We start from the raw sequence: 26,493 nt of genomic DNA, 5'->3' as shown, positions 1-26,493 counted from the left end.
ACCGGAGCGGGCCGGGAGGGCGGGGCGGGGACCTCTGGGCAGGGCGCCGGGCTGGGCAGGACAAAGCCGGGCATGGCGCTGGGCAGAACCGAACACCAGGGCGGGCAGGGCTGGGCCACAGCCCGCCCGTTGCCCGTGAACCCCTGCACGCGCGGCGGGTGGCTGCGTTCGGACGCTCGCTGCTTGCGTGTGCGCGGATCCGCTCACCGGGGGGCAGCTCCCGGTGGGGGCCCGAACGAGTAGGCAGAAGTGCCGGGCAGCGGCATTGCAGGCCCTCGCCGCGAGCCCGGAGTTGTTCGGGCGGGAACCCTTCCTCATTGTGCAGGGCGATCTCGGCCCGTCCCTGAACGGGCCGTCGGTCAGCCGCCAGATGTATGACGACAGCCCCGTCGACCACTTCACCGCGGCCGACCGGTGGACTGGCGCACATCCATGTGCCCCAGACACCCCCTCACACCCTGCCCCCGCACCGGCTGATGCCCGGCACTGCCGGTGGCGGCCTCGGAGCGGCTCCGGCATACGGGGCCACCCGCTGGACTCACCCGCGGCGTCGCCCGGAACGATCTCCAGCCGCGTCTCCCAAAGCTGGAAGCCCCTTGCCCGATCCAGTGGGCTCAGACGCGGACCGGGTAGGCCGCCTGGAAGGCAAGGCGGGCGTCCGCGCCCCCCGCGAGCCGGGCGAGCAGTTCGTCGAGTCCGAGGTAGGCCTCCCAACGCTCGGTGCCGGGCGCTGAAACGCGTACCAGGTGGTCCAGGAGCAGGTCCTCCAGGTCAGTGACCCTCTTGCCCTTCCACACCTTGTCGGCAGTGCTGACCAGCAACTCCTCGACACTCACTGCGGGCTCCCCCCAGGAGCCATGAGTGGCGGCGAAGCGGGCCTCACCCGGCGTGAATCCGTGCGCGAGGAGCAGCTCTCGCCCGGCCGGCTCGTGCGCGGACCCGGGCCCCTCGAGCTCGGCGGTGTGCACCACCTTGCCTATGTCGTGCGTGGCCGCGCCGAAGAGCGCCGCCTCACGGTCGAAGGCCAGTGCCGGCTGGAACTCGGCCAGCCATTGGGTGAGTTCGTACGCCACGTCGTGCACGAGCCGCAGATGCGCCGCGAGCCGCGGCGGCGCGGCCAACTCGCGCAGCAGCGCGCCCACGGCCTCGGGCAGGGGCCGCAACGGCGGGTCGCCGGGGCGTCGAGCGCCCGGGCGAGGAGGTCGAGTCGAGGCATCGGGCCAGACTGGCCATGGGGGTGCGTGCACCGCCCGCGCACTGCCCGAAGCCGTCAGGCGCCCGCATCCGGCAGGCACAAGGGCCCGGGAAGGGAGCCTGTGGGGCACGGTGTGCGGGCGCTTCGCCGTATGACGGCAAGATGGCGCGTTCGGGCAGCTCAACAGCCGCCTCCCCGATTCCTGGGAGAGTCGGCGCCCGGACGCCGAACCGAGTGCCTGCTTGCCTCGCCCGCGCTTACGACATCCGCCCACGCCACCGCGAGGACATGGTCGAGCCTGCGATGGTGGCCGACCTCACAGGCACCACCCCGTCAGGGAATCCACCCTGCGCCGGCGCTCCCTGATCAGCGGCGTGATTCTCCACCGCCCCGGCCCCGAAGTGTCGTGAAACGTTGATCCAACAGGTCCACGCACTCATGGATCACCGGCCTTGGCTCGCTTGCACGCTCACACATCACGGCGATGGCCTGCACGTTGCGACCGGCAGCAACGAGAAGGCCCACTTCTCGCCGCGCCTCAGCCGAGAGGCGTCCCCACACAGGATCATTCATCCCATCGTTGAACGCCTCCGGCCCGCTCTTTCGGTCCATGCAGGCCCCGACGGCCGTCTCGGACGGACGGACGGCCGGGCATGGGGACCGGCCGACCGGGATGCACCCGGCGGCCGGGTCCCCGATCCGGGCCGGCCCCCGCCCCCGGGCCTCACTCGTACTCCGTGCCCCCCTTGCGCGTCAGGTAGGCCGGGCTGACCGCCTTCGCGATGGCTCGCCCTCCGAGCAGCCCGCTGTAGCGTTCCGTTGCCGGGCGGATGACGACGCCCTCGCGCAGGTGCAGGCTCCGGCCGGATACGGTCTCCCGGCCGCTCGCCCACTCCAGGACCGTGTCGAGGTCGCACGGCCCCTCAAACAGGCGAGGAACCAAAGGGAGTTCGGCGTCGGCCAGCACCTCTTCCGGGTCCAGCCACCGCACCTGCCCGTCGATCTCGGCGGAGACGTCGAACACGGCGTACCCGGGTGGCGCGTCGGCCGTGCGGCGTACGTCGGTCCCATAGGCCAGGTCCTGGACGCCCTGCCCGAAGACCTCGCCGAAGATCCCGACCCGGGTCGCCCCCAGCCGCTCCGCCAGCCGGGCGGCGGCCTCGGGGACGCCGTGGCCGCGGACGGCCCGCCAGTAGAGGTTGCGCTCGTCCTCGCGGAGCGCCAGACCCCGGGATCCGAAGCCCTTGGAGGAGACCAGCACCCGGCCGTCTTCGGCGAGGTAGGTCAACAGGCAGGCGGTGCCGTGCAGTTTCTCGGTGAGGACGACGGGCTCGCCGGGCTCGAAGATGTCCGGGTAGCGCTGGATGTTCTCGATGTCCACCCACGGGAGCAGCTCGGCGGCGGCCTCCACGTCACCGCTCATGGTCGTCGGGACCGGCGGGACCCACTTGACGACGCCGAGCTTCTCGGCGAAGTCCGTACCCTCTTCGGCCGCCCGCGCAAGGTCCACGCCGTTCAGCGCGCGCGGCAGGCAGACGAGGCCCTGGGACAGTTCGCCGCGCAGCCGAACGGCCTTGACCCGGTTGGCGTCGGCGCCGGCCAGGCGACCGGTGAGTCCGAGTTCCGCGATCAACTCATCCGGGAGTACGGCCTGTTCGGGGATGTAGAGCGCGAAGTCGCCGGTGCGGTATGCGCTCTTCGCGACGACCGCCCGGTAGAGGCCGACTTGCGCGAGTTCCAGGGCATCGGCGTTCGGGTGCGGATGGACTACGAGTTCTTCGACGGCGACCCGCAGGGTCGACATGACGGTGCTCCTCTAAATGGGTGGCATCGGACAGGAGTTCCACCAGGGGCTCGGGCAAGGCCTCGGGCAGGGGCTCCGCCAGCACTCTGCAGGACGCCATTTCCGCTGGTCCACGGCATTTCCGGGTGCTAGCCTGCGGCAATCCCAGGTGTGGGCACGACACGGGGTACTGCATCACCCAGGAGGCTCAATGCCACGCCGTCCAGTCACCATCGTCACGGGAGGCAGTCGCGGCATCGGCGCCGCCACGTGCATCCGGCTCGCCGCCGACGGGCACGATCTCGTACTCGGCTACCTCCGCGACGACGCGGCCGCCAAGGCCACGGCCGAGCGGGTACGGGAGGCCGGTGCCCGGTGCGTCACCGTGCGCGGTGACACCTCCGAGGAGTGCGGCGTGGACCGGCTCTTCGACATCGCCGGAGCCGAGTTCGGTGCGGTCACCGGTCTGGTCAACAACGCCGGGGTGACCGGCGCTCCGGGCCGGCTCGCCGACGTCCGGACCGAGGACCTGCGCCGGGTCCTCGACGTGAACCTCCTCGGGTACCTGCTCTGCTGCCGCCGGGCCGCCCGGGACATGGCCGAGTCGGGCGGCGGAGCAATCGTCAACGTCTCCTCCGCGGCCGCCACCCTCGGCAGCCCCGGCCGCTACGTCCATTACGCCGCGACCAAGGCCGCCACCGACACCCTGACCCTGGGACTCGCCAAGGAACTGGGCCCGAACGGGATCCGGGTCAACGCCGTGGCCCCCGGCATCATCGACACCGATATGCACGCCGCCATGGGCGACCCCGACCGCCCGGCCCTCGCGGCCGCCGAGATCCCGCTCGGGCGGGCGGGGCAGCCGGTGGAGGTCGCCGCCGCCATCGCCTGGCTGCTGTCCCCGGACGCCGCGTACACCACCGGGACGGTCCTGCGCGTCGCCGGCGGGCGCTGAGCGGCCGCCGCCGGCCCCTTCTCGTCCTGTCGCCGGGACCGGCCTCGTCAGCCTCCGAAGGCCGCCCGGGTGGCCGGGCCGTAGACGCCCGGCGGGTCGCCCTCGATGCTCCGGTTCTGCTGGAGCTGATGGACACCGCGCCGGGTCTGCGCGTCATAGACCCCGGTCGCGGAGACGTACGTGAACCCCTGCGCGTGGAGCCGTTCCTGCAGGGCGCGCACCTCGGCCCCGCGGTCCCCCGGGCTCAGCGTCCCGCCCGGTCCCGGGCGCGTGCCCGTCGGGCCCGTCGGCTTCGGTGCCCGGCTCGTTCCCGTCTGCGGGCCGGTCGGACCGGCGGCCGGCGGAGCCGTCGTGGACGAGGCGCCGGGCGCGGTCGGGCGTACGGGCTCCGCGGCCGGCGTCGGCTCCTCGCCCGCCCCCGGGCTGCGCTGGGGGAGGACCGGCACGGACAGGCCCGGCGGGGCCACGGCCCGCGGCGGCTCCGGGTCGGGGCTGCTCATGAGGAACGCGAGGCCCCCCGCTGCGGCGAGCGCGAGCAGGGCGAGTACGACGAACGGGAGCCGGCCGGCACGCCGGTCGCCGGCACGGCCCGCCGAGGGCGCCGTCCGCGGCGCGGGCTCCGGGTCGGGCATGCGCATCGGCTCGGGCATGAACGAACGCTCGGGCATGAACGAACGCTCGGGCCGGCGCACAGACCCGGGCCCGCGCGCCGGCTCTGCCACCGTGGCGGGCGGCCCGAAGCGCGTCGGTACGAAGATCCGCCCGGACTCCTCGGGCCAGGCCGGGGCCGAGGAGCCCGACGGCGGGTCCGAAGGGGCTACGTAGGGGCGTACGAGCAAGCGATCCTCGTCGGGCACGATCCCACTCTCATCGGGGTCAGGGGACACGGTTGTCTTCCGGCGGGTACGGGGGCGGGCGCGGCGGTGCGGTGTCCGCCCCCGTACCCAGTCGGTCAAGTCCTGCGCCGCCGGGCGGTCAGGACTCTGCCGGCGCCGACACCGGCGGCCGGAACACGGGCGCCGCCGATCGCCGGGGGCGCGCCCGCACCGGCCGGGGCGAGCCCGCCGACCGGACCGCCCGCTCCGGAACCGCCGCACGCCCCCCGGAGTGCGACCGCGGGGGCGCTCCGGGGGTGCGGCGCGCGGGCCTGGTTGCCCGGGAGGCCGCCCGCGAAGGGGCGGTGACGGGTAGGGAGGGGGCCTCGGCCACTGCGCCGCCGTGTCGGGCTTCGACCCAGGAGGTGTGGCGGCCGCCGTCGTTCTCGATGGACTGCCCGTAGGGGCCGGCGACTCCGAGCGCACCAGTGCAGGTTGCGGGGGCCACGAGCGGGGCGCCATGGGCGCGGGGCGCCGGGGCCGGTGCGCCGGGGGCGACCGGGACGTGACCGCCGACCGCGGCCGCAGCGAGCGGAGAGAGGGCGGATATGGGCAGCATGCGAGATGTCTCCGAGGTGCGGCTCGTGCGGTGGTGCTTGGCGTCCGGAGGGTGCGGGCGGGGTCGGTCCGGACGGTGGTGCTCGACCGGCGCACTCTTTCCCCAGGAGATGCCCCAGGTCAAGCCGGATGTCCGATTCGCCCCATCCGCACCGTCTGGGGATGGCGCGTTCATCGGAAAGGCCCGGCGGGGTAGTCCCCCTGCCAGGCTGAACGGCTGACCGTCCGCCCAGCGGACGGTCAACTCCGGCCCCACGGCCCACGGCCGGTCTACCGCTGATCGACCGGTGAAGCCTCGCGGGGGTCGGCGAGACCCTCGATGCCGACGTCGGCCGCCTTGCCCATGCCAAGCCCCGTGCCGGTGCCGGTGCCGGTGCCGGTGTCCGTGCCCGTGCCCGTGCGGGAAGTCGAGGTGACGCGGACGGTGACGGCCGCCAGGGCCATCAGGGCGGCTCCGGCCAACGGGGCGGCGGGCACCGAGATCCCGTCGACCGCGAGACCGCCGGACAACGCGCCCGCGGCGATGGCCAGGTTGAACATCGCGACCATCAGCGAGGAGGCGGCCTCCGCATCGTCCGGAGCGGCCTTGATCATCCAGCTCTGGAGGCTGACCGAGACGCCGCCGAACACGAGCCCCCAGGCAAGCAGCAGCACCGTCCCGGCGACCCCGCCCGGCACGGTGGCGATCAACGCCAGGATCACGGCTAGCGCGGCGCCGACCGTGAGCAGCGTGCGGTACGGGTCGCGCGCTCCCGCCAGGAAGTTGCCCGCCACGCCCGCGATTCCGTACCCGAGGAGGAGGGTGCTCACGTAGCCGGCGTCCACACCGGACACCTCCTGCAGGATCGGTCGGACGAACGTGTACGCGGCGAACTGCCCCGTCACCACAAGGAAGGTGACGGCCACTCCGACCCGGACCGCAGGGTTGCGCCGGAGCAGGGCGGGGAGTTGCCCGAAGGTGATGGTGCGGGTCGGCGGCAGCGGGGGAAGCAGCAGGAGCAGTGCGGCCAGGGTGAGGGCTCCGAGCCCGCCCACGGCCGCGAAGGCGAAGCGCCAGCCGCCGAGTTCACCGAGCAGCGTCCCGGCGGGGACGCCGAGCACCGAGGCGGTGGGGACCCCGCCGAAGACGAGCGCGGTGGCCCGGCCGACGTGGTGCGCGGGGACCAGGCGGACGGCGAGCCCACCAGCTATGGCCCAGAACCCGCCGACGCTGACGCCGACGAGCAGCCGGGCGGCCAGCAGCACCCCGAAGCCCGGGGCGAGGGCGGCGACCAGATTGGCGGCGGCCATCAGGGCGATCAGCACCACCAGCACCCACCGCCGGTCGATCCGGCCGGCGCCGACCGTGACGAGGGGCGCGCAGAATCCCGCGACGAGTCCGGGCACGGTGACCATCAGCCCGGCGGTGCCGTCGGACACACCGAGATCGGCGCCCACGGAGGTGAGCAGGCCGACGGGCAGCAACTCGGAGGTGATGAGGCAGAAGATGCCGAGCGCCACGGCGCCTACGGCCCCCCATCCCCGCCACCCGGCGACAGGGTTGCCCGGCGGTTTGGCCTCGGCCGACGCGGCCAACGCGACCGGCGTTGCCGATTCGGCCGACGCGGAGACGGGCTCAGGGGGCGGGCCCCCGGGGAGGGAGTCACTCCCGGAGCCCGCGTCCGGCACGGGGCCGGAGTCCGCAGCCGGACCGGAACCCGGATCGGAACCCTGGCCGGGGACAGAGGCCGGGGAGGGGGGCGGCGAGCGGTCCGGGGTCGGGGGGCGTGCGTCGTTGCCGGGCGCGGGGGCTGCGGTCATGGGGCGGGACTCCGTACGGGGCGAGGCAGACGGGCAGGCGGGTGGCCCACCGGAGCGTTCCCGCCGGTCGGGCGGGTCCGGTCCGGGGAGCCGGCACGGCAATGCGGAGCACCGGGGGTCGCGCCTCCCCCGGCATCCGTACTGTCGTTCCCATCCGAACCTTGTCCGGATTTCCCCGCCAGGTCCACCCCCGTCCACGTGCGCGTCCTCCCGGTCCGGTGAACCTCCCGGCGCGGAAGAAACGATCACAGTGAGCGCGCAGAACCGTTCCAGCGACGTCTGCGCGGCCGTTCCGGGCCCACTCCGGCAACCCTCCCGACCCGTGACGGCCCGCTCCGGCAGCCCTCCCGGCCCGCTTCCACGGCCCTCCCCGCCCTGCTCGGCCCTCCCGGCCCTCGTTCGCGCCCGGCCCAGCCCGCGTAGGCGCCTCCGCGCCCCACCCGTCCTCCCCGCCCGTGCCGAATCCGCTCCCGCTTCGCCGCCGCCTCACCCACACGCCTGAGCGCGGGAACCGGGCCGCCCGGCGTGCGGCATGGTGGTCCGATGCAGCTGCGCCGGGTCCTGCCCCTTTCCCTCGTCGCCCTCCTCGCGAGCGCCGGCTGTGTGTCGTCCGGTGGCCCACGCGTTCCCGACGTGCCCGCACGCGGCTCCGTACCGCCCGCCGATGCGCCGGAGCTCGACCACCCGCAGGACGCCGCCTCCGCCGTGACCTCCCCCGCGCCCGATCCGCTCGCGCTCCCCGCCGAGCCGCCGCTGCCCCTCGTCGAACTCCCGGCGCGGCCCGGCACCGACCGACCCGACGCCGGCCGACCCGACGCCACCCGAACCGGCACCGGCCGATCCGACGCCGGCTACGACGCCGACGGCTCCGATGCCGGACGCGAGCCCGCCCGGCGCTCCGCCAAGGCCCCCCGACCCGCCGCCGAACGGCGCGCGAAGCCGGCCGCACCGCGCCGCGCGCACCCGCCCGAGAAGGCCTCCGCACGTCCGGCCCGCCCGGTCCGCCCCGCACGGAACCCCGGACCGCCTGCGTCCCGCACGGACGAGTTGTGCGCGGCCGCGGAAGGTTCCGTACCGCCCTCCATCGTGGATCTCTGTATTCGCCAGTCCACCCGCTGACCTGGCCCGATGGACGCATATTCTGGGTGGGCTTGACCCTCACACCGTGTCAGGGCCTCCACTGGAAGGCGTCATGTTCACCATCGGAGACTTCGCCAAGCACGGCCGGGTGTCGGTCCGCATGCTGCGCCATTACGACGCCCTCGGACTGCTCCACCCGGCCCGTGTCGACCCCGCCAGTGGCTACCGCTACTACGAGGCCGGGCAACTCGCCCGCCTCAACCGTGTCATCGCGCTCAAAGAGCTCGGCTTCAGCCTGGAACAGGTGGGGTCGATACTCGACGAGCTGGTGGGCGCGGAGGAACTGCGCGGCATGCTGCGGCTGCGGCAGGCGGAACTGGAGTCGGCCATGGCCGCCGCGGCGGCCCGGCTGACCCAGGTCGAGACGAGGCTCCGGATCATCGAGAACGAGGGATCCATGTCTTCCATCGACATCGTCGTGAAGAGCCTTCCGCCCGTCCGCCTCGCCGAGCTGAGCGGGGTCGCGGGCAGCTACGAGCCGCAGGACATCGGCCCGGTCATCGGCCCGCTCTACGACGACCTGCTGCACCGGATCCGGACCGCCGGTGTCACGCCGACCGCCCCGGGCATCGCCTACTACGAGGATGCCGGCGACTCGGCGCGGCCCGGCGCCGTCCTGGTCCACGCCGGGGTCCCGGTGGCCGCCTCCGTGCGGGCCGAGGACCTCGGGGGCGACGTACGGATCGTGGTCCTGCCCGCAGTCGAGCGGGCCGCGACGGTCGTGCACCGGGGGTCGATGGACTCGGTACTGCCGACCGCGCAGGCCCTGGCCCAGTGGATCGGCGCGAACGGGGAACGCTCCGCCGGCTACGCGCGCGAGCTGTCCCTGGCCTGCCCGGAGGACCGCGACCAGTGGGTCACCGAACTCCAGGAGCCGCTCGGCGTGTAGGGCACACCCCAGGGGCCGTTCCCCCCACCGGTTAGGCTCCGCTGATGCAACGCGTACTCGTCGTCGGCATCAGCGGAGCCGGCAAGTCCACCCTGGCCCGGGAGTTGGGGCGACTGCACGGGCTGCCGTACCACGAGATGGATGTGCTGCACTTTTCCGGGCCGGGATGGGCCGTCAGCCCGTCCTACGTCGCGGACCTGGCCCGGATCGCCGAGGGCGACCGGTGGATCCTCGACTCCCACGGGCCCGAGGCGGCGCGCGAGCTGCTGTGGCGGCGGGCCGACACCGTGGTGTGGCTGGACCAACCGCGCCGCACCGTCATGCGCCGGGTGCTGCTGCGCTCGCTGCGCCGGAGCCTGCTGCGGGAGCGGCTGTTCGGCGGCAACCGGGAGCGGTGGCGCGAGTGGCTGCTCGCCGACCATCCCGCGTGGTGGGCCTGGTCCCAGTACGCGTCCCGGCGCGGGGAGATCGGCCGGCTGGCCGGGGACGCGCGGTACGCCCCGCTGCGGGTGGTCCGGCTGCGTTCTCCGAAGGCCACCGACGTCTGGCTGCGTGCTCAGCAACCCGTCGGGCGCCCGCCCCTGACGTAGGCGCGCCCCAGTGCGGCGCCGCGCACGGTTCCGCGCCGGGCCGTGCGCAGGCGGCGCATCGTGGCGTGCCCGCGGCGGCGCCACTCCGACCGCGGCAGCCCGGCGCGCTGGCCGCCGCCGGTGATCAGGGCGTTGACCGGTGCGTGCGGATCGGCGGCGAGCCCCTTGGCCACCAGGACTCCGACCACGAGCGGGACCAGGGCCACGGCCAGCGCCGAGCCGGCGGTGGTCACCCGCTGCTGCATGCGCGGGCGGTTCGCGGTGGGCGCGGTGGCGATCGCCGTAACGGTGGCGCTCTCTGAGGTCATGCCCCCATTCGATCAGCCGCGGCGGCTGCGGGAATCGGGCCGGGTACTCAGACCGTTGGGTGTGAGGTACTCAGATGCGGACCGGACCGGACGAGGGGCAGCCGTACGTGAACACACCCGGGCAGGGCTTCGAACCCGCGAGCGGCGACGGCCCCGCACCGTCCGAAGCGGGGCGGGCGGCGCAGCTCCGTACCGCCCACGAAGGCCTGCTGCAGATCCGCCGACTCGTCAACGGCCCGTCGGGCGCGGGGGTTCCGGCCCCGTGGGAGCTCCGGCTGATGCAACGCGCGGTGGCCCTCGTACTGGAGGCGGCGGGTCTCCCGCCGTCGGCGCGGGATCCGCAGGACCCGGGCGGCCGTCGCACACGGACCGGGTACCGGGTGGGCCCCTCCGCGTCCGGCGACGGCCGCGTCGAGGTGACCTGGCTCGGCCCGGCGGGCGGCGGCGCGGCCGAGGAGGAGCAGGAACGCCTCACGGTCTGCGCGGCCGCGCTCGAAGAACTCGGCTGGGTCTGCCTGCTGTACCGCGGTCCCCGGCGCCGCCGCTTCCTGGAGGTCGAGCCGCCGGCGGCGCTCTGAGGGGGCCCCCGAAATCCGGTACCCCTGGGCCACGGCATCGGGGCACACTCGCCGGATGGGAATGCTCGACGTCCAGGCAGACCGTGTCCGCGCGGGCGCGACGGTGGAGTTCCGGCCCACCGGCACGTCCATGGTCCCGCTCGTCCACAGCCGCCAACGCGTCCGCGTCGCCCCGGCCGACCCCGCCCTGCTGGAGCCGGGGGACATCGTGCTGGCCCGGGTGTCCGGCACCGTGTACCTGCACCTCGTCACGGCCGTGGACGCCTCGCGCCGCCGGGTCCAGATCTCCAACAACCGGGGCCGTGTCAACGGCTGGACCGGCCACGACCGCGTCTTCGGCATCTGCCTGGCGGTGGACGGCGTCCCCCGCCCCGCTGCGGTGGCCAAGGTCCGCGCGACCGGACCGCCGGGAAGGCACGAAGCGCCGGGAGCAACCGGTACGCGCGGGCCTTCCTAGTTCTTCCTCTTACCGTGCCCGGTCCTCCCGGCCGGGGTCAGTGCCGGAGGTCAGTTCCGGGGTCAGTGCCGGAGCCGGGGCCATCGGATCCCGCGCGGTACCGCACGGCCAGCTCGGCCACCGCGTCCGCGAGGGCCCGGCGCAGTTCCGGCGGGCCGAGCACCTCGGCCTCCGCGCCGAGGCGGAGCAGGTCGCCGACGGCCATGGGCTCCGACTCGACGGCGAGTTCCACGCGTACCCAGCCTTCCGCGTCGGACGGCCCGGCGGTGGCCAGGGCCCGGACTCCCGCCGCCCCGAACCACATCGGCAGCAGGCGTATGGCGCGCGGGGAGAGCCGTACGACGGCGGTCTTCCGGCGCGTGGCCGCCTCCATGCGGCGGGCGGACTCCTCCCAGTACGCGGCGAGTTCGAAGCCCTCGGGGCGTTCGAAGCCCTCGCCGAGGGTGTCCACGGCGAGGAACCGGCCCACCCGGTAGGTCCGCACGGCTCCCTCGGCCTGCCCCGAAGCCGATGCGTCCTCCCCGCCCTCCGCAGCCCGTGCGACCAGGTACCAGATGCCGCCCTTGAGGACGAGGCCGAGCGGCCACAGCACACGGTGGACGGCGCCGCTCCAGCGGCGGTAATGGGTCCGCACAATCCGCTGGTCCCAGACCGCTTGGGCGATCTGCGCGAGGTGCGGTACGGGGTCTGCGTCGCGGAACCAGGCGGGCGCGTCGAGGTGGAAGCGCTGCTGGATCAGGCGGGCCCGGTCGGCGAGTTGGGCGGGGAGGGCGGCCTGGAGTTTCAGCTGGGCGGCGGTGAGGTCCGCGCCGAGTCCGAGGTCCCGGGCGGGGCCGGGGGCGCCCGCGAGGAACAGGGAGCCGGCCTGGACGTCGGTGAGCCCGGTGAGGCGGGTCCGGTAGCCGTCGACCAGGCGGAACCCACCTGTCGGCCCGCGGTCCGCCTGGACGGGGATCCCGGAGGCGCCGAGCGCCTCGACGTCCCGGTACACGGTACGGACGGAGACCTCCAGCTCGGCGGCGAGCTCGGGGGCGGTCATCCGGCCGCGGTTCTGGAGCAGCAGGAGGAGGGAGAGGAGCCGGTCGGCGCGCATGGCGTCATTGTCCGGCATACCTGACAGGAGATGGCAGGTTTGCCGTCCAGGCTGTGCGCAGACGGGCTGCCGGTCCGAACGACCACGGCCCCACACCCGTCCCGTACCCGCACGATCCGACACACCCCGCCCCAGGAGGCCCCGTGCAGACGCCCACCGCCACTCCCGCCACCGCACCCACCGCCAACGGCTTCACCTTCAAGGGCTGGGAGGAGCACCCGGTCGGCCCGGAAGACGTCTTCCCCCGCCTGGCCCGCGCCACGGTCACCAACTCCTTCACCGGCGCCCTCACCGCCCCCGCGACGACCTGCTCCTACACCGTGGCCTACACCGGGGAGAGCGTCGGCACCTTCGCCGGCATGGAGCTCGTCACCGGCACCGTCGACGGCCGCGAGGGCGGCTTCGTACTGGAGGAACGCGGCACCTTCGACGCCACCGGTACCCACTGCCGGTTCGAAGTGGTCCCCGGCTCGGGTACCGGCGGTTTGACCGGTCTCAGCGGCACCGGCTCCTTCGCCCACCGCTACGGCGAGACGTCGGTCGAGTACGCCTTCGACTACGAACTCGCGGCCCCGGATCAGTCCGCGTAGCGCAGCAGGCGCAGCGCGTTGGCGACGACCACGAGGGTGGAGCCCTCGTGGACCAGGACCGCCGGGCCGATGCCGAGGCCAGGGCGGTGGCCGGGACGAGTACCGCCACGATGCCGAGGCTCAGCCAGAGGTTCTGGCGGATGGCACGGCTCGCGCGGCGGCTGAGGCCGGTGATGAAGGGGAGCCGGCGCAGGTCGTCGGACATCAGGGCGATGTCGGCCGTCTCCAGGGCCACGGCCGAGCCGGCCGCGCCCATCGCCACGCCGACGGTGCAGCGTGGTCTACGAGCTCCACGACGCGGACGTCGTCGCCCTGCTCCAGCAGGTGCTGGCGCACGTGCACCACGGCGACCGGGCGTAGCAACCAGCCCGGCGGCCGGGCAAGGGTCCCGTGTCCGGCCGCCGGGCACGGGACCCGCTCCGGCTACGGCGCGCCGAAGGTGAGCGTCAGCCGCGGCGTGCCCTCGTTGGCCGGGGCCTCCGAGGACCACAGCCACAGCGCGTCCGTACCGGCGCTGCTCAGCGCCAGGCTGTAGGCGCTGCCGAGCGCCCCGGCCACGGCGGCCTTGTCGAGACCGGTGGTCTGGACCGCAGAGCCCTCCGCGACGCCCGCGAAACCTCCGAGCGACGGGCCGCCGAGTGCCGGACGGTTGCCGTACGTGGTCCCGGCCTCCGTCCACGAGCCGGTGACCGGGAGCACGGAGATGGTGTCCACCGTGCCGGCGCCGCTCATGGTGCTGGTCTTCACGCTCAGCGCGGCCGACTTGAGCACCGTGCCGGCGGGTGCGGCGGGCAGGTTGAACCGCAGGTAGCTCGCGTAGAACGAGGTTCCGCGCACGGCGAGCGAACCGGACGTTCCGTAGTTGGTGCCCGGGGCGCCCGCGTTCGCGTACGTGTCCTCCGCGGCCGGGACCTCGACGACCGAGTCGGCCGGGGCGGTGGCCAGGGTGTGGTGGTTCTGCACCTGGGCCGCGCTCAGGACCGTCGGGTAGACGGCGGTCTCGTCGAGCTGACCCGCCCAGTAGTCGCTGATCGGGCGGTCCGGCCAGCCATTGAGGTTGTCTCCGCCGGCGCGCCAGTAGCCGCTGAAGTTCTCGTTCGTGGTGACGCCCAGTGCGCCCTTCTGGACACCGTCCACGTAGAGGGCCATGCCGCCCGCGCCCTGGGTGGCGACGACGTGGTGCCACTGGTTGTCGTTGTACGGGGCGGCGGTCGTGACGGTGCGGGTGGCGCCGGTGTAGACGCCGTAGACGAGCCGGCCGTCATTGGTCATGTAGATGTGCTTGTCGTACTGACTGCTGGCACGGGACTGGTTGTTGCCGAACCCGAAGAGCTTGCCGCCCCTGGTGGTGTTCGTCCTGAACCAGGTCTCGATGCTGTACGCGGAGCCGACCGACTGGCGGCGGTCCCCGTATGCCTGGGCGTCCGTGCCGTCGAAACCGATGGCCGTGCTCGCGCCCGAGACCGCGCCGGGCGTCTGGCGCAGGGCGGGAGCGTTCAGGTGCACTCCGCTCTGGTTGCCGCCGTCCGAGGAGTCCGCGACAAAGGGCAGGGCGGACTCGTCGTAGCGCCAGAACAGCTGGGCGCCGTCCGCGCGGACGGCGCTGGGGTACGCGTCGGGCGAGGTCGGCACCGTCACGCTCGCTGTCGCCGACAGGGCACTGGCGTTTCCGGCCGCGTCGGTGGCCGTCACCCGGTAGGTGTAGGACTGCCCGGCGGCGACGGTGGTGTCGGTCCAGGAGGCCTGCGGGCGGCGGAAGAACAGCGAGTCCGCCTGGACCGTGGCGATCGGGGTGGCCGACCCGTTGCGGTAGACCTTGTAGGTGAGCGCGCTGTCGTCCAGGTCGAGGCCGGTGCGCCAGCGCACCTGTGCCTCGCCCGGCTTGAAGCTCACGGCGCTCGCCACCGGGACGGTGGGAGCGCCCGTGTCCCCGCTGGAGGCGAAGCGCGTCAGGCTCTGCTGCGCCGAGCCGTTGACGGTGGTGAACTCGCCGCCGACCCAGAGGTACTGGACCCCGCCCTTGGATCCGACCGTCATCGCGCGGGGGCCGATGCCCTCGCCGATGCCGTCGTTGGTGTCGGGGGCCCAGCCCAGCTTGCCGGTCGCGGTGGTGGGCTGGGCGAGCAGGTGGTGGCGCTGGCCGTCCGGGAACTCGCCGACGCTGGAGCAGTCGTGCGCGTGCGAGGCGCTGTAGAGCACGTTCTCGTACGGAAGCACGGCCTGGGTCGCCCCGAGGCAGGTGTCGCGCCAGCGCTGGCCGAGGTCGCCCAGGTTCAGCGCGATCCGGCCGTCGAAGACGCCCCCGCCCGTTCCCTCGTTGGCCGTGTAGAAGCCGGTCGCGTCGGTGGCTATGTCCTTGACCACCGAGTTGGTCTCGATGAACCCCGGGTAGGCCTTGGTGACGGCGCCGCTCGTCGCGTCGACGACGGCGAGGGCGTGACTGTTCGTACCGCCCACGGTGAAGAAGTCGCCGCCCAGGACGACGTGCGCGCCGTCCGGGGTGACCTCGATGGCCCGGCCCGGCTCGTCGGCGTTCGCGGTGAAGGGCTTCAGTGCGCCGTCGGCCGCGCCGACGGCGGCGAACCGCTCGCGCGGCTGGCCCGCGACGGTGAGGAAGTCACCGCCCGCGTACACGGTGTCGCCGGTGACGGCGAGCGCCCGTACGGTGGCCGCGAAGGCCGGCCGGAAGGCGGTCTTCACGGTGCACGTCGCCACGTCGATGGCGGCGAGGCTGGAAACCGCGGTGCCGTTGACGGCGCCGAAGTAGCCGCCGACGTACAGGGTCGTCTTGTCGGGCGAGAGGACGAGCGCGCGGACCGTGGCGGTGCCGGAGCCCACGGTGAAGGACAGTTCGCAGGAGGTCGGTGCGCCGGTCGCGGCGTCGAGCGACGCGAAGTTCACCGCCTCCTGTTCGCTTCCGGCGGCGCCGTCCGGCGGGCGGACCGCCGAGAAGGTGCCGCCGACGAAGACCTGGCCGCCCGCCTCGGCCAGGGCCCAGACGACGCCGTTGGCCTGCCAGGTGGACAGTGCGTCGGCGGTGAAGGCCACGGGCGGTGTGATGGCCGCGGCCTCTTGTACGAGGCCGAGGCCCATGGCCGTGCCGGTGCCGGCCAGGGCCAGGGTGAGAGCGGCGGCCAGCCCTCTGGATCTGTGCATGAACCCCCCAGTTCGGTGTGCGCGACGCCGCGCCGTGGTGCGCGACGCGGTGGGCGCGTATTTCGGAGTACGGAGTACTGAGTACGAAGTACGGAGTACCGAATGGCCGGAAACTATCGTACGGACGTCCACGGCCGTGACTACGGGCGCACCCTAAGGGGAATCCCGGTTCCATTCACCTCACTTGACGCATCGGATGCCAAATCTCGCCGACGCGTGCTCACCGAGGCCCGGACCCGGCTCACCCGCAGGAGTCGACGGTTCTCGCGATTGCCGCCCCACCCGGGGCCGCGCCCCTCTACGGTGCCCTGGGGGAATGGCCAAGGTGCGGGCAGGAACGCACGCCCGGGGACGTACGCGGGCGCGGGACCGGAGGGGCGGGCGGGATGAACGAGGAAGAAGACATGGGGCTGGCGAGGATGACCCCCGAGATCTCCCGCCGCACCCTGACCCTGCTCCGCGGCCTGGCCGGGCTGGAACCACCGGAGCAGGTGCCCGAGGAGGCGATGAGCGCCGCCGACGCGGTCCTCGCCGAGTACGGCACCGACGGGCTCCGCGTGCTGGTCATGACCCTCGCGGCCTGGGCGACGGCTCAGATCGAAAACGTCTCCGAGCTGAGCGGGCGCAGCCACGAGGCCGTCCTCGACGCCATGGAGCTGGCCTGTCTGGAGGTCGGCCCCGAGGAGTAGGTCGGGCCTTTCGGATCAGGCAGGACCGCGCCTTCGACCGGCGCTCGTGCCCCGGCGGGGTTTGCTCCACGGAAAGTCGGAAAATCGTCCGGAGACGGACGCCCCGCATTCGGTCCGGCGTCGGCGACACTGGGGGAGCGGGGGGTCCCGATCGGAGGCCGTCGTGAGCACACCTTCCCCCATCCGGATAGCTGCCGTCCTGCCGACCGAACACCGCGGACGGCTCATGTCCCACGCCCGCGAGGTCAATTTCCGCGAGGGCGCGCGGATCTTCGACGAGGGCACCCGGGCGGACTCCTTCTGGATCGTGCGCTCCGGCACGGTGACCTTGGAGATCCCGGTACCCGGCCGCCGGCCCACCCCCATCGAGAGCCTGGGCCCCGGGGAACTGGTCGGCTGGTCGTGGCTGTTCGCCCCGTACGTGTGGCAGCTGGGCGCCGAGGCGATGACACCGGTCCGGGCGTACGAGTTCGACGCCACGACCGTACGGATGCTCATGGACGCCGATCCGGCCTTCGGGTCCGCCCTCGGCCACTGGGTGGGCCGGGTCCTCGCGCTGCGCCTGCACCAGACCCGTACCCGCCTCATGGACACCTACGCCCCGCGCCTCGCCGCGAGCTGACCCGGGGGTGTTCGGCCGATTCCGCCGACCGCTCCCCCACAGGTCAGCGACCCCGCACCACTGCGGTCTGCGGTCATGCGTGCGCACTGCGTGACGAGAAGTAGCTGTGCGAACGGGCGTCCCGGTACCGCATGGGCAAGACTCGCGTCCGTTATCCGATCCAACGACGCGAGGAGTGTTCGACATGCGATCCATCCCCAGGACCCTGGGACTGTCGTCAGCCGCCATGGGGCTGACCGCCCTCACCGCCCTGGCCGGCTCGGGCGCCGCCGGAGCCGCGCCCTTCGGCGGCGAAAGCCTGTACGCCCCGTCCGCGCTCGTCCTGAGCGTCACGGACGGCGACGACCCGACGAGCGGTACGGTGCTGCGCGCGGTCACGCTCGTCTGCGCACCCCGGCCGGGCGGAACCCACCCGGACCCCGCTGCGGCGTGCGCCGAGTTACAGGCCCACGCCCCCGATCTGGACGCGCTCGCCGAGCCGCGCCCGGACGCGGCGTGCACCCGGGAGTGGAGCCCGGTGACCGTCACCGCCGAGGGCGTGTGGCAGGGCAGCCGGATGAGCTACTCCTACACCTACGCCAACCCGTGCGCCCTGTGGCACAGCACCGGTACGGCCTTCCTCATCTGATCAGCCCAGTTCCAGGCTGGTGACCCCGTACATGCCCGTCAGGTCGAGGTCCGGCTCCTGGCCGGTGTACATCCGGGCGGTCTCGAACGTCGGGGTCAGGCCCAGCCCGCCCAGCAGGGCGGCGGCTCGCGGATGAGTGTCCGGGACGTCCACGGCGACATTGCCGTCGGGGGTCCGCTCCGCGAGCCGGAGCAGCAGGGCGGCGGCGACGGCCGGGGAGGCGGCGTAGAGCGGGCCGATCCGGGAGGCGCCGCTGCCCGGCCGGACGACGCCGAGCCCCTCGATCCGGCCCTCCCGGACCGCGGCGAGCGCGGTGCGGCCCGGCAGTCCGACCCAGGCGGCGAGGAAGGCGTCGCGCGGTTCGGGGAAGAACCTCCGGTCGTACGCGGCGAGCTGCCCGAAGGGCAGGGTGGCCGCGTCCACGATCTCCACCCCGGGCACCGTCGCTCCCCCGGGCTCCGCGCACCGCGGCGCCCCCTCGTGGCGGACGTTGTTCCAGGCCGGGCGGAATCCGGACTTGCGGTAGTTGTCCTGCTGCTCGACCACCCCGTCCAGCCCGACGAGCCGGCCGCCGAGCCGCTCCATTGCGGCCTTCCACAGGCGGATGCCGTAGCCCTGACCGCGGACGGCGGGGCGGGCGATGTAGAAACCGATGAAGCCGAATCCGGCGCCGTACCGAACGGCCGAAATACAGGCGACCGGCTCCCCCCGGAGCCGCCCGACGAGGAATCCGCCCGGATCGGCGACGCCGAACGCGAACCGGTCGGATTCCCCGGGATTCCAGCCCTCCTCGTCGGCCCAGTCCCGGATCAGCGCCATGTCGGCGGCGCTCGCACCGTTGATCTCGAATCCAGCGAATCCCGTCATGCCCGGTGTTGTACCAGACGCCCTCCGCTCGTACCGACGTGCGTGGCCTGCTCCGACCCGGCCCCGGGCGCGGGCTGGCGGGGAGCCGGCGTCGCCGAAGGCACGGCGCTGATGGTGCACGCCTCGCTGTCCAGCCTCGGGCGGGTGGACGGCGGGGCCGCGACGGTGGTGGCGAGCCTGCGCGAGGCCATGGGTCCGGCCGGGACGGTGGCCGTGCCGGCGTTCACCTGGGAGGTGGCCGATCCGGACCCGGAGCACGTGGGCGCGGCGGACCCGGAGGTCGCGGCACGGCGGGACGCGGTGCCGCTGTTCCACCCGGGGCTGCCGGTCACCCGGGCGCTCGGCGCCGTTCCGGAGGCCTTGCGGGTCCTGCCCGACAGCATGCGCAGCGGACACCCGCAGGCTTCGGTGGCGGCGGTGGGCGCCCGCGCGGCCGAGGTCACTGCCGGGCACTCGCTGGGCTTCGCGCTGAGCCGGACCTCACCGTTCGGGCGGCTGCACGACCTGGGCGCGCAGATCCTGCTGTTCGGCGTAGGCCACGACCGCAACTCGTTCCTGCACTACGCCGAGTCCCTCGTCCCCCGGCCCCGGCTGAGGGTGCGGCGGTTCCCGATGGAGGTGGACGGCGAACGGGTCTGGATCGAAACCTCGGACGTGGGCAACGACAACGGCACGCACTTCCCGACGGTGGGCGCCGAGTTCGAACGGCACGCGGCCGTCCGGGAGTCCGTGGTCGGCTACGCCGTCTGCCGGCTGCTCTCCGTCCCGGCCCTGGTCGACTTCTCGGTCCCCCGCCTGCAGGAGCTGCTGGACGCGGACGCGGGGCCGTAGCCGAAACCCCGTGGAGAAGGATGTCCGGGGTCCCTAGAGTCGGGCCCATGGGAAAGCCGCTCGTCGCAGTGTTCAGTGGGGCCGGGATGTCCACCGATTCCGGGATCCCCGACTACCGGGGGCCGCAGGGGCTCTGGCGGCGGGAGGCCGACGCCGAGAAGCTGGTGACCTACGAGTACTACATGGCCGATCCCGAGGTCCGGCGGCGGTCCTGGCTGATGCGCGCCGAGATCGGCGCCCTCGGTGCGCGGCCGAACGCCGCGCACCTCGCCGTGGCCGGGCTGGAGCGCGGCGGGACCCCCGTGCGGGTGATCACGCAGAACGTGGACGGGCTGCAGCAGCTCGCCGGTACCTCTCCGCGCAAGGTGTTCGAACTGCACGGCACGGCGCGGGCGGTGGTGTGCACGGTCTGCGATGCCCGCACGGACATGGCGGACGCCCTGGCCCGGGTCGCAGCCGGGGAGCCGGATCCCGCCTGCCTCGCGTGCGGGGGGATCCTCAAGGCGGCCACCGTGATGTTCGGCCAGCGCCTGGACCCTCAGGTGCTGGCGCAGGCCGTGGCCGTGGCGAAGGGCTGCCACGTCTTCGTCGCCGTCGGGTCGACGCTCCAGGTACAGCCCGCGGCCTCACTGGCCGGGATGGCCGCGGAGGCCGGGGCCCGCCTGATCATCGTGAACGCGCAGGAGACCCCGTACGACTCCCTGGCCGACGAGGTGATCCGCGAGCCGATCGGGACGGCCCTGCCGGCCCTGCTGGCGCGGATCGCCGCCGACGGTTAGGAGAGGCGGCCGGCCGGGGCCGACGGTCAGCCCGCGTCGGCCGCTCGCCGCATTTCCGTCACGTCGAGCTTCTTCATCTTCATCATCGCCGCCGTGGCCCGGGCGGCCCGCCCAGGGTCGGGGTCGGAGATCAGCTCGATGGCCCCGGCCGGGATGACCTGCCAGGACAGCCCGAACTTGTCCTTGACCCAGCCGCAGGCGGATTCCTCGCCGCCGTCGCTGGTCAGGGTGTCGTAGTAGTGGTCCGCCTCCGCGTCGTCGGCGCAGTGGATCTGGAAGGAGACGGCCTCGGTGAAGGGGAACTGGGGGCCGCCGTTCAGGCCGCAGAACTTCTGACCGTTGATCTCGAACTCGACGACCATGACCTCGCCCGCGGTACCCGGGGACCCCTCCTGGTAGTACCCGACGCGGCCGCGCTTGCCGTCCTTGAAGACGGACAGGTAATAGTCGGCGGCGGCCTCCGCCGCGCCGTCGAACCACAGACACGTGGTGAACGGGTTGCTCGCCATGACTGCCTCCAGAGTGCGTGGGGGAAAAATCCCTCCCGCCCATACAGACCGGCCCGGGCCCCGAAACTCATCGGTGGGGCCGGGACCACTCCGGATCCGGTCCGCACATGCACTCATGCGGCTTACGGCCGCAGACCCCGCCGGGGCGGGCGGCAAGACAATGCGCCGCCCGCCACTTCGGCGTCATCGGCTCAGACTTCCAGCTCGGCTTCGATCCTCTTCAGCTGGTGCCGGGCCATCGCGAGGTTGGCCCGCGTCTTGTCGAGCGCGAGGTAGAGGAAGAGCCCCGCGGAGCCCCGGCTCTTCAGAAGCCGGATCAGGTGGTACTGGCCTCCGAGGGTGATGAGGATGTCCTCGATCTCGTCCTTCAGGCCGAGCATCTCCATCGTGCGGAGCTTCGCCCGCACCACGTCGGTGTTGCCCGCGGCGGCGACCGTGAGGTCGAGGTCCTTTCCGCCGCCGATGGTGCCGAGGGCCATACCGCTGCTGCAGTCGACCAGGGCGACGCCGAGCACGCCGTCGATGCTGGTGCTGGCTTCCTTGAGCGCGGCTTCCACGTTGGCCATGGCGATACCTCTTTCTCTTGGGTGTCCTGGGAGTTTTCGTTCGGTAGGGATGTACGGATGTACGGATGTACGGGGGTCGAGGGGATCAGAAGCCCGGGCCGGGGCCGGGGCCCGGGCCCGCTGCCGGGTCCGGGCCCCGACGGCCGAGGCTGTGGTCGATCAGCTCCGCTATGCGCAGGCTGGAACGGCGGGCTTCCAGGTGGAGCCGGCCGACGTTGACCCGCGACTCCGCGATCAGCGTCAGTACGGCCGTGTCGCCCGCCGCATAGGTGGCGACGTAACCGTCCTCTCCGCGCACGAGCAGCTCGCGGAACCCGCCCTGGCCGGTGCAGTCGCTCAGCCGCTGGGCCACTCCGAGGGCCGCGGCGGTCAGGGCGGCGACGGATTCCGCCTCGGTGGCAGCGCTGTCGTGGGCCAGTACCAGACCGTCGACGCTCGCGGCGAGGGCCCCGCCCAGCTGCGGGACACGGGCCCGCAGCCGTCTGAGCTCGGCGAGTATCTCGGCCTCGGCTTCGGCGGGCACCGTGCTCATGTCGGACCTTCTCCTTTCGGGCTGCCTCCGCTCGGAGCGGTCGCCGCGCTGGGCAGCTCGCAGCGGGAGCCTCACAGGCTTGCCTCCAGTGCGTCGCGTAACCGGCGCAGCAACGCCACGTCCGGGGCCTGCGCCTGCGTCATCCAGTCGGGCAGCGGCGTCTCCACAGCGGCGGCGGGTGCCGGCGCGTGCGGGGTCTCGACCAGCCCGGCCGCCGCGAGGCGTCGTACGTCGAGCAGGGTGTGGAAGGCCGGCCGGCCCAGCACCCAGGCGAGGTCCGCCGGTGTCCGTACGCCGTCGGCCCGGTCGAGCAGGATCCGCTGGCGGGCGGTGACGGTCTGGCCGGGGGCGGCCGCCCGGGGCGCCACCGGAGCGGTGTCCACCAGCGGGTAGGGCCAGACCGCGTCGAGCAGTTCCCGGCGGCGCCGGGTCTCCCGCTCGACGGTGGCGGCCGCAACGGAGCGGACGGAGCCGATCCAGTGGGTGGCCCCGCGCCGGAACCGGGAGGGGCCACTGCCCGGGGAGAGCGCGAAGAAGGCGGCGTCGAAGATCGCCGCGAGGTGGCATATCTCCAGCTCGCCGCCGGCCATGCCTCCGCTGTCGACGAGGAAGCGGGCGACTTGGCGGCGGGCGCCGGCCTGGTTCACGGCGTCGGTCCAGCGCTCGGGGGTGAGGCCCCCGCCGGTGGTGAGCAGGATGTCGAGTCCGGGGGTGGCCGGGCTCTCCGCGTGCACCACGCGGCCGTCCTCCAGGAAGAGGGTGCCGCGCTCGCGGAACAGGGCGCCGGTCGCCCGCTCGGCGGCGAGGCGGGTGAGCAGCGGGGAGACTGCGGCGACCGCGGTCACTTCAGCACCAGCTCCTCGGCCAGTGCCCGGAGTCTGTGCCGGGCCAGGGCGAGGTTGCCGTCGGTCCGGTCCAGCCACAGGTGCAGGAAGACGCTGCTGTCGAAGCTGGTCTCTACGAAGCGGAGCACGTGGTAGCCGGTCCGGGTGGTGACGATCAGGTCCTCCACGGGCGGCCCGGCGGAGCCCTGTTCCCCGGCCTGTGCCGGGGCGAAGGACTCGTACTCGGCGGCCGCCCTGGCCAGCTCGGCGGTCTCGGCCGCGGTGGTCTCATGGTCTCCAACCGGCGAGTCCCCGGCCGTGCCGAGGGCCAGTCCGCTGCTCCAGTCGACCAGCGCGGCCCCCCTCGCACCAGGCAGGGCCATGGCTTCGAGCAGGCATTCGTCGATCCCGGGCACGCGGGCTCCCCTCCCGGCCGTCACCGTGCGTGGTGCACGGTCGTACAGCGCGACAGAAGGGAACTTACTCAACTTCCACAGTGTGGAAGGGGGTTCTGGCATTTTCCGCTGGAACATGCGCGATGGCACGTGACAGCTTGGCCGGAACCCAACCCATTTTGATCATTGCTTTGGATCACACGAGTCGAACGCCCCCACGGACCGGCCGTCAGGAGGCGAGCGGCAGATTGTCCGAGAGCCGGAAGGCCCCGCCCTCGCGCTGTACGTAGCCCTCGTGGCTGAGGGTGCGCAGCAGGTGGTACACGGTGGGCAGTGGGATACCGGTGAGCCGGGAAAGGCGCTTGGCGGTCGCCCCGCCCTCCGCGTACATCGCCTCCACGAGCCGCAACGCCCTCTGCACGGATCCGATGAGGGTGGGTGCGGTGGTGGTGGCGGCGCTGCCGCTGTCCGCGCTCTCCGCGCTGCCCTTCGGACTGTGTTCGATACCCATGAGTAGTCCCCCTGCTCCGGTACGAGGCCTGGCAAACCCATCAAAGTCGCTCACCAGCCGCAAAACCAGCGGACTCGCGTAAACCTGAGCATAAGATCAACTAATGCTCGACCCCCGGAAAGCGCTGCGCGATATCGCGGGGCTGCGCGACGGGCAGTTGCGGGTCGCCACGTTCGCCTCCGCCGCGGACGTCTCGTAGGGGACATCCACGCGACCGTCCGGGCCGGGGACCGCGGCCGGGCGACCGAGTCGATGATCCGGCACCTGGCACGCCAACTCGGCGACTGAACCGGCCGGTCCGGACTGCCCGATGCGGAGCCGTCGACTGCGCGCCGTCAGATGCGCACCGTCAGATGTCCGCCGTCAGATGCGCGCCGGTGTCCAGCCTTCGATCTGCCAGGGCGCGCCCACCGTCAGCGCGTGCGGCGCGCCGGAGACGGTGAGGCAGGCCTCGCGCGGGGTGCCCTGTTCGAAGGTGAGCAGCAGCGCTCCGTTGCCGGTGACCTCGGCCGTGTTGATCCGGCACAGTGCCAGTTCGCCGAGGAGGGCCAGCGGATGGCCGGGGAGCGTGCTGCCCGGGCTGGCGGAGACTCGGACGTCGCCGTCGGCGGCGATGCCGACCCGGACCGAGCCGAAGAGCGGCTGCTCCAGCCGCCAGGGGGCGTCGATGACGATCCGGGCTTCCGCGTCCGTCAGTTCGTCGTAGACGGTGAGGAAGGGTGAGGCCCGGCGCCGTTCGCCCGTCTCGAAGACCAGGGTGCCCTCGACGTCCACGGGTTGCGGGGCCGCCCCGTTCCCGACGGGGAACGGACTGCTGTCCACGCGCAGGCACACCGGATCCAGACAGTCGGGCACCGGATCCACCACGGGCCCCGGCAGCGGGGGCCGGTCGGCCAGCTCGCCCCACAGGGCGGGGACGGCGGTGCGCAGCACCGCGTCCGTGACCTCGTCCGCGACGCGGGCGGCGGTCAGCTCGTCGGTGATGCTCCACCAGTGGTCGTGCGGGTGGCCGAGGAGCCGTCCGATCCTGGCGTGCCAGCCGACGGGGCCGACACGGTTGGCGCTGAGCCGGGTCCCCAGGGCCGGCCGCAGCCGCCGCAGGGCCTCGTGTTCCTCGTACGGGACGGCGCGCAGGTTCACGGTGAACCTGCACTCGGCGGCCCCGGACGAAGCGCTCCGCTGGAAGCCGAGCAGCGCGTGGTCGGGTGCGGCGTCGCGGAGCCGGTACTCCAGGCCCGTTCCGGTGAAACCCGCGTCGCGCAGCACCGGGGCGATCCGCTCGCGCAGCGTCTGGTGGAACAAGTCGGTCGCGTTCACCCCCGTAGTGTCACAAGACGCATACTCCCCGGCCAAAACCGCGCATGCCGAGGCGGTCGCGGTGGCCATGCCGGGTCTGCGCGTGCCGCGATCCGGGACTCTGTCCGCTGGGGCGGAGTTCCGTACGCCCCGTGTCTACTGCGTGCAGGTCACGAAGGCCGGGAGGGGGGTCTCCTCGACGAGGCGGCGGGGCAGGGCCAGGGTGAAGCGGTGTTCCAGGACCGCGAGGGTGAGGCGGTCGCGGTCCTCGTCCGGTTCGTCCTCGGGGCGGGCGTAGCAGCCGTCCGGGGTGAGGATCTTGGCCTCGACCAGCTCCGGCAGGAGGAAGTCGGGCCGGTGACCGCCGCGCCAGTGCTCCTCTCCGATGCCGAAGCAGCAGACCAGCTCGCCGTCCCGGGCGTACGCGAACTGCTTGGGCGGGTGATCGGGCTGCGGGTCGAGGTGCACGGCCTCGACCCCGGAGCGGGAGATCTCCGCGAGCCGCTGTGCACCGGCCGGCACCCCGTGTTCCACGGCGAAGGACCACTCCCCCCAGCTGCCGACCCGGGCCACCCCGTCGCCGTCGACCGTCTCGGTGACCATGCTCCACGCGTCGATGGCCCCGAGCGGTCCGGGGTGCACGTCCGGCAGGGCGCCGAGCCGGGCGGCCAGTTCCTCGGGGCCGATGCCCCGGGCGAAGGTGAGGCTGACGTACCAGGCGGTCCAGTCCGCCAGCCACTGGATGCCGCCGTCGCCCGCGCCCTGCCCGGTGATGTCCGCCATTGCCACGGTCCCCTCCCGCGATGCGCGCCGGTGGCGCCGGCCTCGCCGGAACCATCCCTACCGGCACGATAGTCAGTCGACGGGGTGCTCCGGGAGGAGTCGTTCGACCATCGTGTCGATGAGTCCCTCCACGGAATGGGGGTCCAGCAGTCCGGGTGCGGTCAGGTCGTCCACGATCAGCCCGAGCATGGCCAGGTAGATCAGGACCACTCCCTGCCGGTCCCCCGGCAACCCCGCCTCGAGGTGCCAGGCGATGTTCGCCTCCAGTTCGGCGCCCTGGAACCCGGCCAGCGCCTCCTGGAGTTCGGGTCGCCGGGTGGCTTCCAGGCGCAGTTCCAGCATCGCGGTGTGGACGCTGCGCTCGCGGCGCATGCGCTCCAGGAGCCGGCGCAGGAGCACCTTCGTGTCGAACGGACCCGTCAGGTCGGCCGGATCGGGGGTCAGCCGTTCGCGGGTGCGGTGCAGGATCTGCACGAGGAGCTGGGCACGGTTGGCGAAGTAGTTGGAGGAGGTGCCGGTCGGAACCCCGGCCTCCGTGTCCACCGCGCGCAGGGTCAGGCCCCGCGAGCCCTCGCGGGCGAGGACTTCGATGGCGGCGTCGAGCAGCGCGGCGCGGCGCTCGGGGTTCTGGCGCATGGGGGGTCCCTGACCGTGTGGGCGCGGCCGCCGGTATGACCGCCGCATATGCACTGCG

General features: G+C 73.3%; 29 protein-coding genes and 2 pseudogenes. 13 read left to right on the top strand and 18 right to left on the bottom strand.

Annotation, left to right across the window (positions count from 1 at the left end; genetic code table 11):
- Positions 1 to 614: 614 nt before the first annotated feature.
- Together OTB20_RS18465 and OTB20_RS18460 are read right to left on the bottom strand one after the other, a co-directional pair.
- On the bottom strand, positions 615 to 1,163 hold the full coding sequence (locus OTB20_RS18465) for an HD domain-containing protein (protein WP_267818845.1): 549 nt from the start codon (positions 1,161 to 1,163) through the stop codon (positions 615 to 617).
- Positions 1,164 to 1,919: 756 nt separating this feature from the next.
- Complete coding sequence (locus OTB20_RS18460) at positions 1,920 to 2,999, bottom strand: RNA ligase (ATP) (protein WP_267818843.1); 1,080 nt, start codon at positions 2,997 to 2,999, stop codon at positions 1,920 to 1,922.
- Between the two features lie 190 nt (positions 3,000 to 3,189).
- On the opposite strand from OTB20_RS18460, the gene OTB20_RS18455 reads away from it, so the two are divergent.
- Positions 3,190 to 3,933, top strand: a complete 744-nt coding sequence (locus OTB20_RS18455) for an SDR family NAD(P)-dependent oxidoreductase (protein ID WP_267818841.1) — start codon at positions 3,190 to 3,192, stop codon at positions 3,931 to 3,933.
- A 47-nt stretch (positions 3,934 to 3,980) separates the two neighbouring features.
- Here the strand turns inward: OTB20_RS18455 and OTB20_RS18450 are convergent, their stop codons facing one another.
- Positions 3,981 to 4,601: a peptidoglycan-binding domain-containing protein gene (locus OTB20_RS18450; protein ID WP_267818839.1), complete on the bottom strand. Its 621-nt coding sequence runs from the start codon at positions 4,599 to 4,601 to the stop codon at positions 3,981 to 3,983.
- On the opposite strand from OTB20_RS18450, the gene OTB20_RS18445 reads away from it, so the two are divergent.
- On the top strand, positions 4,600 to 4,758 hold the full coding sequence (locus OTB20_RS18445; protein ID WP_267818838.1) for a hypothetical protein: 159 nt from the start codon (positions 4,600 to 4,602) through the stop codon (positions 4,756 to 4,758). The genes OTB20_RS18450 and OTB20_RS18445 overlap by 2 nt on opposite strands.
- An 878-nt stretch (positions 4,759 to 5,636) precedes the next feature.
- Here OTB20_RS18445 and OTB20_RS18440 read toward each other — a convergent pair.
- On the bottom strand, positions 5,637 to 6,866 hold the full coding sequence (locus OTB20_RS18440) for an MFS transporter (RefSeq protein WP_267818837.1): 1,230 nt from the start codon (positions 6,864 to 6,866) through the stop codon (positions 5,637 to 5,639).
- Positions 6,867 to 7,709: 843 nt separating this feature from the next.
- Here OTB20_RS18440 and OTB20_RS18435 point away from each other — a divergent pair.
- The 3 genes from OTB20_RS18435 to OTB20_RS18425 all read left to right on the top strand — a co-directional run bounded on the left by OTB20_RS18435 (position 7,710) and on the right by OTB20_RS18425 (position 9,785).
- A complete protein-coding gene (locus OTB20_RS18435) occupies positions 7,710 to 8,285 on the top strand; it encodes a hypothetical protein (protein ID WP_267818836.1) in 576 nt (191 codons plus the stop codon).
- Between the two features lie 73 nt (positions 8,286 to 8,358).
- On the top strand, positions 8,359 to 9,195 hold the full coding sequence (locus OTB20_RS18430) for a MerR family transcriptional regulator (protein WP_267818834.1): 837 nt from the start codon (positions 8,359 to 8,361) through the stop codon (positions 9,193 to 9,195).
- A 44-nt stretch (positions 9,196 to 9,239) separates the two neighbouring features.
- Positions 9,240 to 9,785 (top strand): adenylate kinase, encoded by a 546-nt coding sequence (locus OTB20_RS18425; RefSeq protein ID WP_267818833.1) that lies wholly within the window; start codon positions 9,240 to 9,242, stop codon positions 9,783 to 9,785.
- Here the strand turns inward: OTB20_RS18425 and OTB20_RS18420 are convergent.
- The gene (locus tag OTB20_RS18420; RefSeq protein ID WP_267818832.1) at positions 9,752 to 10,093 is read right to left on the bottom strand and encodes a hypothetical protein; all 342 of its coding nucleotides are present in this window, start codon (positions 10,091 to 10,093) and stop codon (positions 9,752 to 9,754) included. The two genes, OTB20_RS18425 and OTB20_RS18420, sit on opposite strands and share 34 nt — an antisense overlap.
- A gap of 74 nt (positions 10,094 to 10,167) precedes the next feature.
- Here OTB20_RS18420 and OTB20_RS18415 point away from each other — a divergent pair, with 74 nt between their 5' ends.
- The gene (locus OTB20_RS18415; protein WP_267818830.1) at positions 10,168 to 10,671 is read left to right on the top strand and encodes a hypothetical protein; all 504 of its coding nucleotides are present in this window, start codon (positions 10,168 to 10,170) and stop codon (positions 10,669 to 10,671) included.
- Positions 10,672 to 10,726: 55 nt separating this feature from the next.
- Positions 10,727 to 11,128 carry a S26 family signal peptidase gene (locus tag OTB20_RS18410; protein WP_267818829.1) on the top strand — a complete coding sequence of 134 codons (402 nt, stop codon included), beginning with the start codon at positions 10,727 to 10,729 and terminating at the stop codon, positions 11,126 to 11,128.
- A gap of 37 nt (positions 11,129 to 11,165) precedes the next feature.
- Here the strand turns inward: OTB20_RS18410 and OTB20_RS18405 are convergent, their stop codons facing one another.
- Positions 11,166 to 12,221, bottom strand: a complete 1,056-nt coding sequence (locus OTB20_RS18405; RefSeq protein ID WP_267818983.1) for a helix-turn-helix transcriptional regulator — start codon at positions 12,219 to 12,221, stop codon at positions 11,166 to 11,168.
- A gap of 143 nt (positions 12,222 to 12,364) precedes the next feature.
- Here OTB20_RS18405 and OTB20_RS18400 point away from each other — a divergent pair, with 143 nt between their 5' ends.
- Complete coding sequence (locus OTB20_RS18400; RefSeq protein ID WP_267818827.1) at positions 12,365 to 12,811, top strand: DUF3224 domain-containing protein; 447 nt, start codon at positions 12,365 to 12,367, stop codon at positions 12,809 to 12,811.
- Here the strand turns inward: OTB20_RS18400 and OTB20_RS42810 are convergent.
- Together OTB20_RS42810 and OTB20_RS18395 are read right to left on the bottom strand one after the other, a co-directional pair.
- A pseudogene (locus tag OTB20_RS42810) lies at positions 12,799 to 13,082 on the bottom strand (heavy metal translocating P-type ATPase); the annotation flags it as partial. The gene OTB20_RS18400 and the pseudogene OTB20_RS42810 overlap by 13 nt on opposite strands.
- A gap of 152 nt (positions 13,083 to 13,234) precedes the next feature.
- Entirely contained in the window at positions 13,235 to 15,967 is a 2,733-nt protein-coding gene (locus tag OTB20_RS18395; RefSeq protein ID WP_267818826.1) for a LamG-like jellyroll fold domain-containing protein, read from the bottom strand.
- Between the two features lie 386 nt (positions 15,968 to 16,353).
- Between OTB20_RS18395 and OTB20_RS18390 the strand changes: the two genes are divergently transcribed.
- The 3 genes from OTB20_RS18390 (at position 16,354) to OTB20_RS18380 (ending at position 17,906) form a co-directional block, all read left to right on the top strand.
- Positions 16,354 to 16,656, top strand: a complete 303-nt coding sequence (locus OTB20_RS18390; protein ID WP_267818825.1) for a hypothetical protein — start codon at positions 16,354 to 16,356, stop codon at positions 16,654 to 16,656.
- 163 nt (positions 16,657 to 16,819) lie between these two features.
- The gene (locus OTB20_RS18385) at positions 16,820 to 17,278 is read left to right on the top strand and encodes a Crp/Fnr family transcriptional regulator (protein WP_267818823.1); all 459 of its coding nucleotides are present in this window, start codon (positions 16,820 to 16,822) and stop codon (positions 17,276 to 17,278) included.
- Positions 17,279 to 17,462: 184 nt separating this feature from the next.
- On the top strand, positions 17,463 to 17,906 hold the full coding sequence (locus tag OTB20_RS18380) for a subtilase-type protease inhibitor (protein ID WP_267818822.1): 444 nt from the start codon (positions 17,463 to 17,465) through the stop codon (positions 17,904 to 17,906).
- Here the strand turns inward: OTB20_RS18380 and OTB20_RS18375 are convergent, their stop codons facing one another.
- On the bottom strand, positions 17,907 to 18,773 hold the full coding sequence (locus OTB20_RS18375; RefSeq protein WP_267818820.1) for a GNAT family N-acetyltransferase: 867 nt from the start codon (positions 18,771 to 18,773) through the stop codon (positions 17,907 to 17,909).
- 42 nt (positions 18,774 to 18,815) lie between these two features.
- Here OTB20_RS18375 and OTB20_RS18370 point away from each other — a divergent pair, with 42 nt between their 5' ends.
- Positions 18,816 to 19,604, top strand: coding sequence for an aminoglycoside N(3)-acetyltransferase (locus OTB20_RS18370; protein ID WP_267818818.1), 789 nt, complete (start codon positions 18,816 to 18,818; stop codon positions 19,602 to 19,604).
- A 47-nt stretch (positions 19,605 to 19,651) separates the two neighbouring features.
- Positions 19,652 to 20,383, top strand: a complete 732-nt coding sequence (locus tag OTB20_RS18365; protein WP_267818817.1) for an SIR2 family NAD-dependent protein deacylase — start codon at positions 19,652 to 19,654, stop codon at positions 20,381 to 20,383.
- Between the two features lie 26 nt (positions 20,384 to 20,409).
- On the opposite strand, the gene OTB20_RS18360 is transcribed toward OTB20_RS18365, so the two are convergent.
- The 9 genes and pseudogenes from OTB20_RS18360 to OTB20_RS18320 form a co-directional block, all read right to left on the bottom strand.
- Positions 20,410 to 20,892, bottom strand: coding sequence for a VOC family protein (locus OTB20_RS18360; protein ID WP_267757680.1), 483 nt, complete (start codon positions 20,890 to 20,892; stop codon positions 20,410 to 20,412).
- A 191-nt stretch (positions 20,893 to 21,083) separates the two neighbouring features.
- On the bottom strand, positions 21,084 to 21,458 hold the full coding sequence (locus tag OTB20_RS18355; RefSeq protein ID WP_267818816.1) for a hypothetical protein: 375 nt from the start codon (positions 21,456 to 21,458) through the stop codon (positions 21,084 to 21,086).
- 85 nt (positions 21,459 to 21,543) lie between these two features.
- On the bottom strand, positions 21,544 to 21,990 hold the full coding sequence (locus OTB20_RS18350) for a roadblock/LC7 domain-containing protein (RefSeq protein ID WP_267818815.1): 447 nt from the start codon (positions 21,988 to 21,990) through the stop codon (positions 21,544 to 21,546).
- 71 nt (positions 21,991 to 22,061) lie between these two features.
- Positions 22,062 to 22,835 carry a transcriptional regulator gene (locus OTB20_RS18345; RefSeq protein WP_267818813.1) on the bottom strand — a complete coding sequence of 258 codons (774 nt, stop codon included), beginning with the start codon at positions 22,833 to 22,835 and terminating at the stop codon, positions 22,062 to 22,064.
- The gene (locus tag OTB20_RS18340; RefSeq protein WP_267818811.1) at positions 22,832 to 23,230 is read right to left on the bottom strand and encodes a hypothetical protein; all 399 of its coding nucleotides are present in this window, start codon (positions 23,228 to 23,230) and stop codon (positions 22,832 to 22,834) included. Before OTB20_RS18340 ends, OTB20_RS18345 begins: the two co-directional genes overlap by 4 nt.
- Positions 23,231 to 23,465: 235 nt before the next feature.
- Positions 23,466 to 23,720, bottom strand: a pseudogene (locus OTB20_RS42805) (helix-turn-helix domain-containing protein); the annotation flags it as partial.
- 363 nt (positions 23,721 to 24,083) lie between these two features.
- Entirely contained in the window at positions 24,084 to 25,037 is a 954-nt protein-coding gene (locus tag OTB20_RS18330) for a DUF4304 domain-containing protein (protein WP_267818807.1), read from the bottom strand.
- A gap of 135 nt (positions 25,038 to 25,172) precedes the next feature.
- Positions 25,173 to 25,799 (bottom strand): DUF6461 domain-containing protein, encoded by a 627-nt coding sequence (locus OTB20_RS18325; protein ID WP_267818805.1) that lies wholly within the window; start codon positions 25,797 to 25,799, stop codon positions 25,173 to 25,175.
- Positions 25,800 to 25,871: 72 nt separating this feature from the next.
- On the bottom strand, positions 25,872 to 26,435 hold the full coding sequence (locus OTB20_RS18320) for a TetR/AcrR family transcriptional regulator (RefSeq protein WP_267818803.1): 564 nt from the start codon (positions 26,433 to 26,435) through the stop codon (positions 25,872 to 25,874).
- Between the last annotated feature and the right edge of the window lie 58 nt (positions 26,436 to 26,493).

Origin of the sequence: Streptomyces sp. H27-H1 (assembly GCF_026627445.1) — a bacterium.
GTDB lineage: Bacteria > Actinomycetota > Actinomycetes > Streptomycetales > Streptomycetaceae > Streptomyces.
Note: the sequence above shows the minus strand (reverse complement) of the source record. Positions and strands in the feature narration are given on the sequence as shown.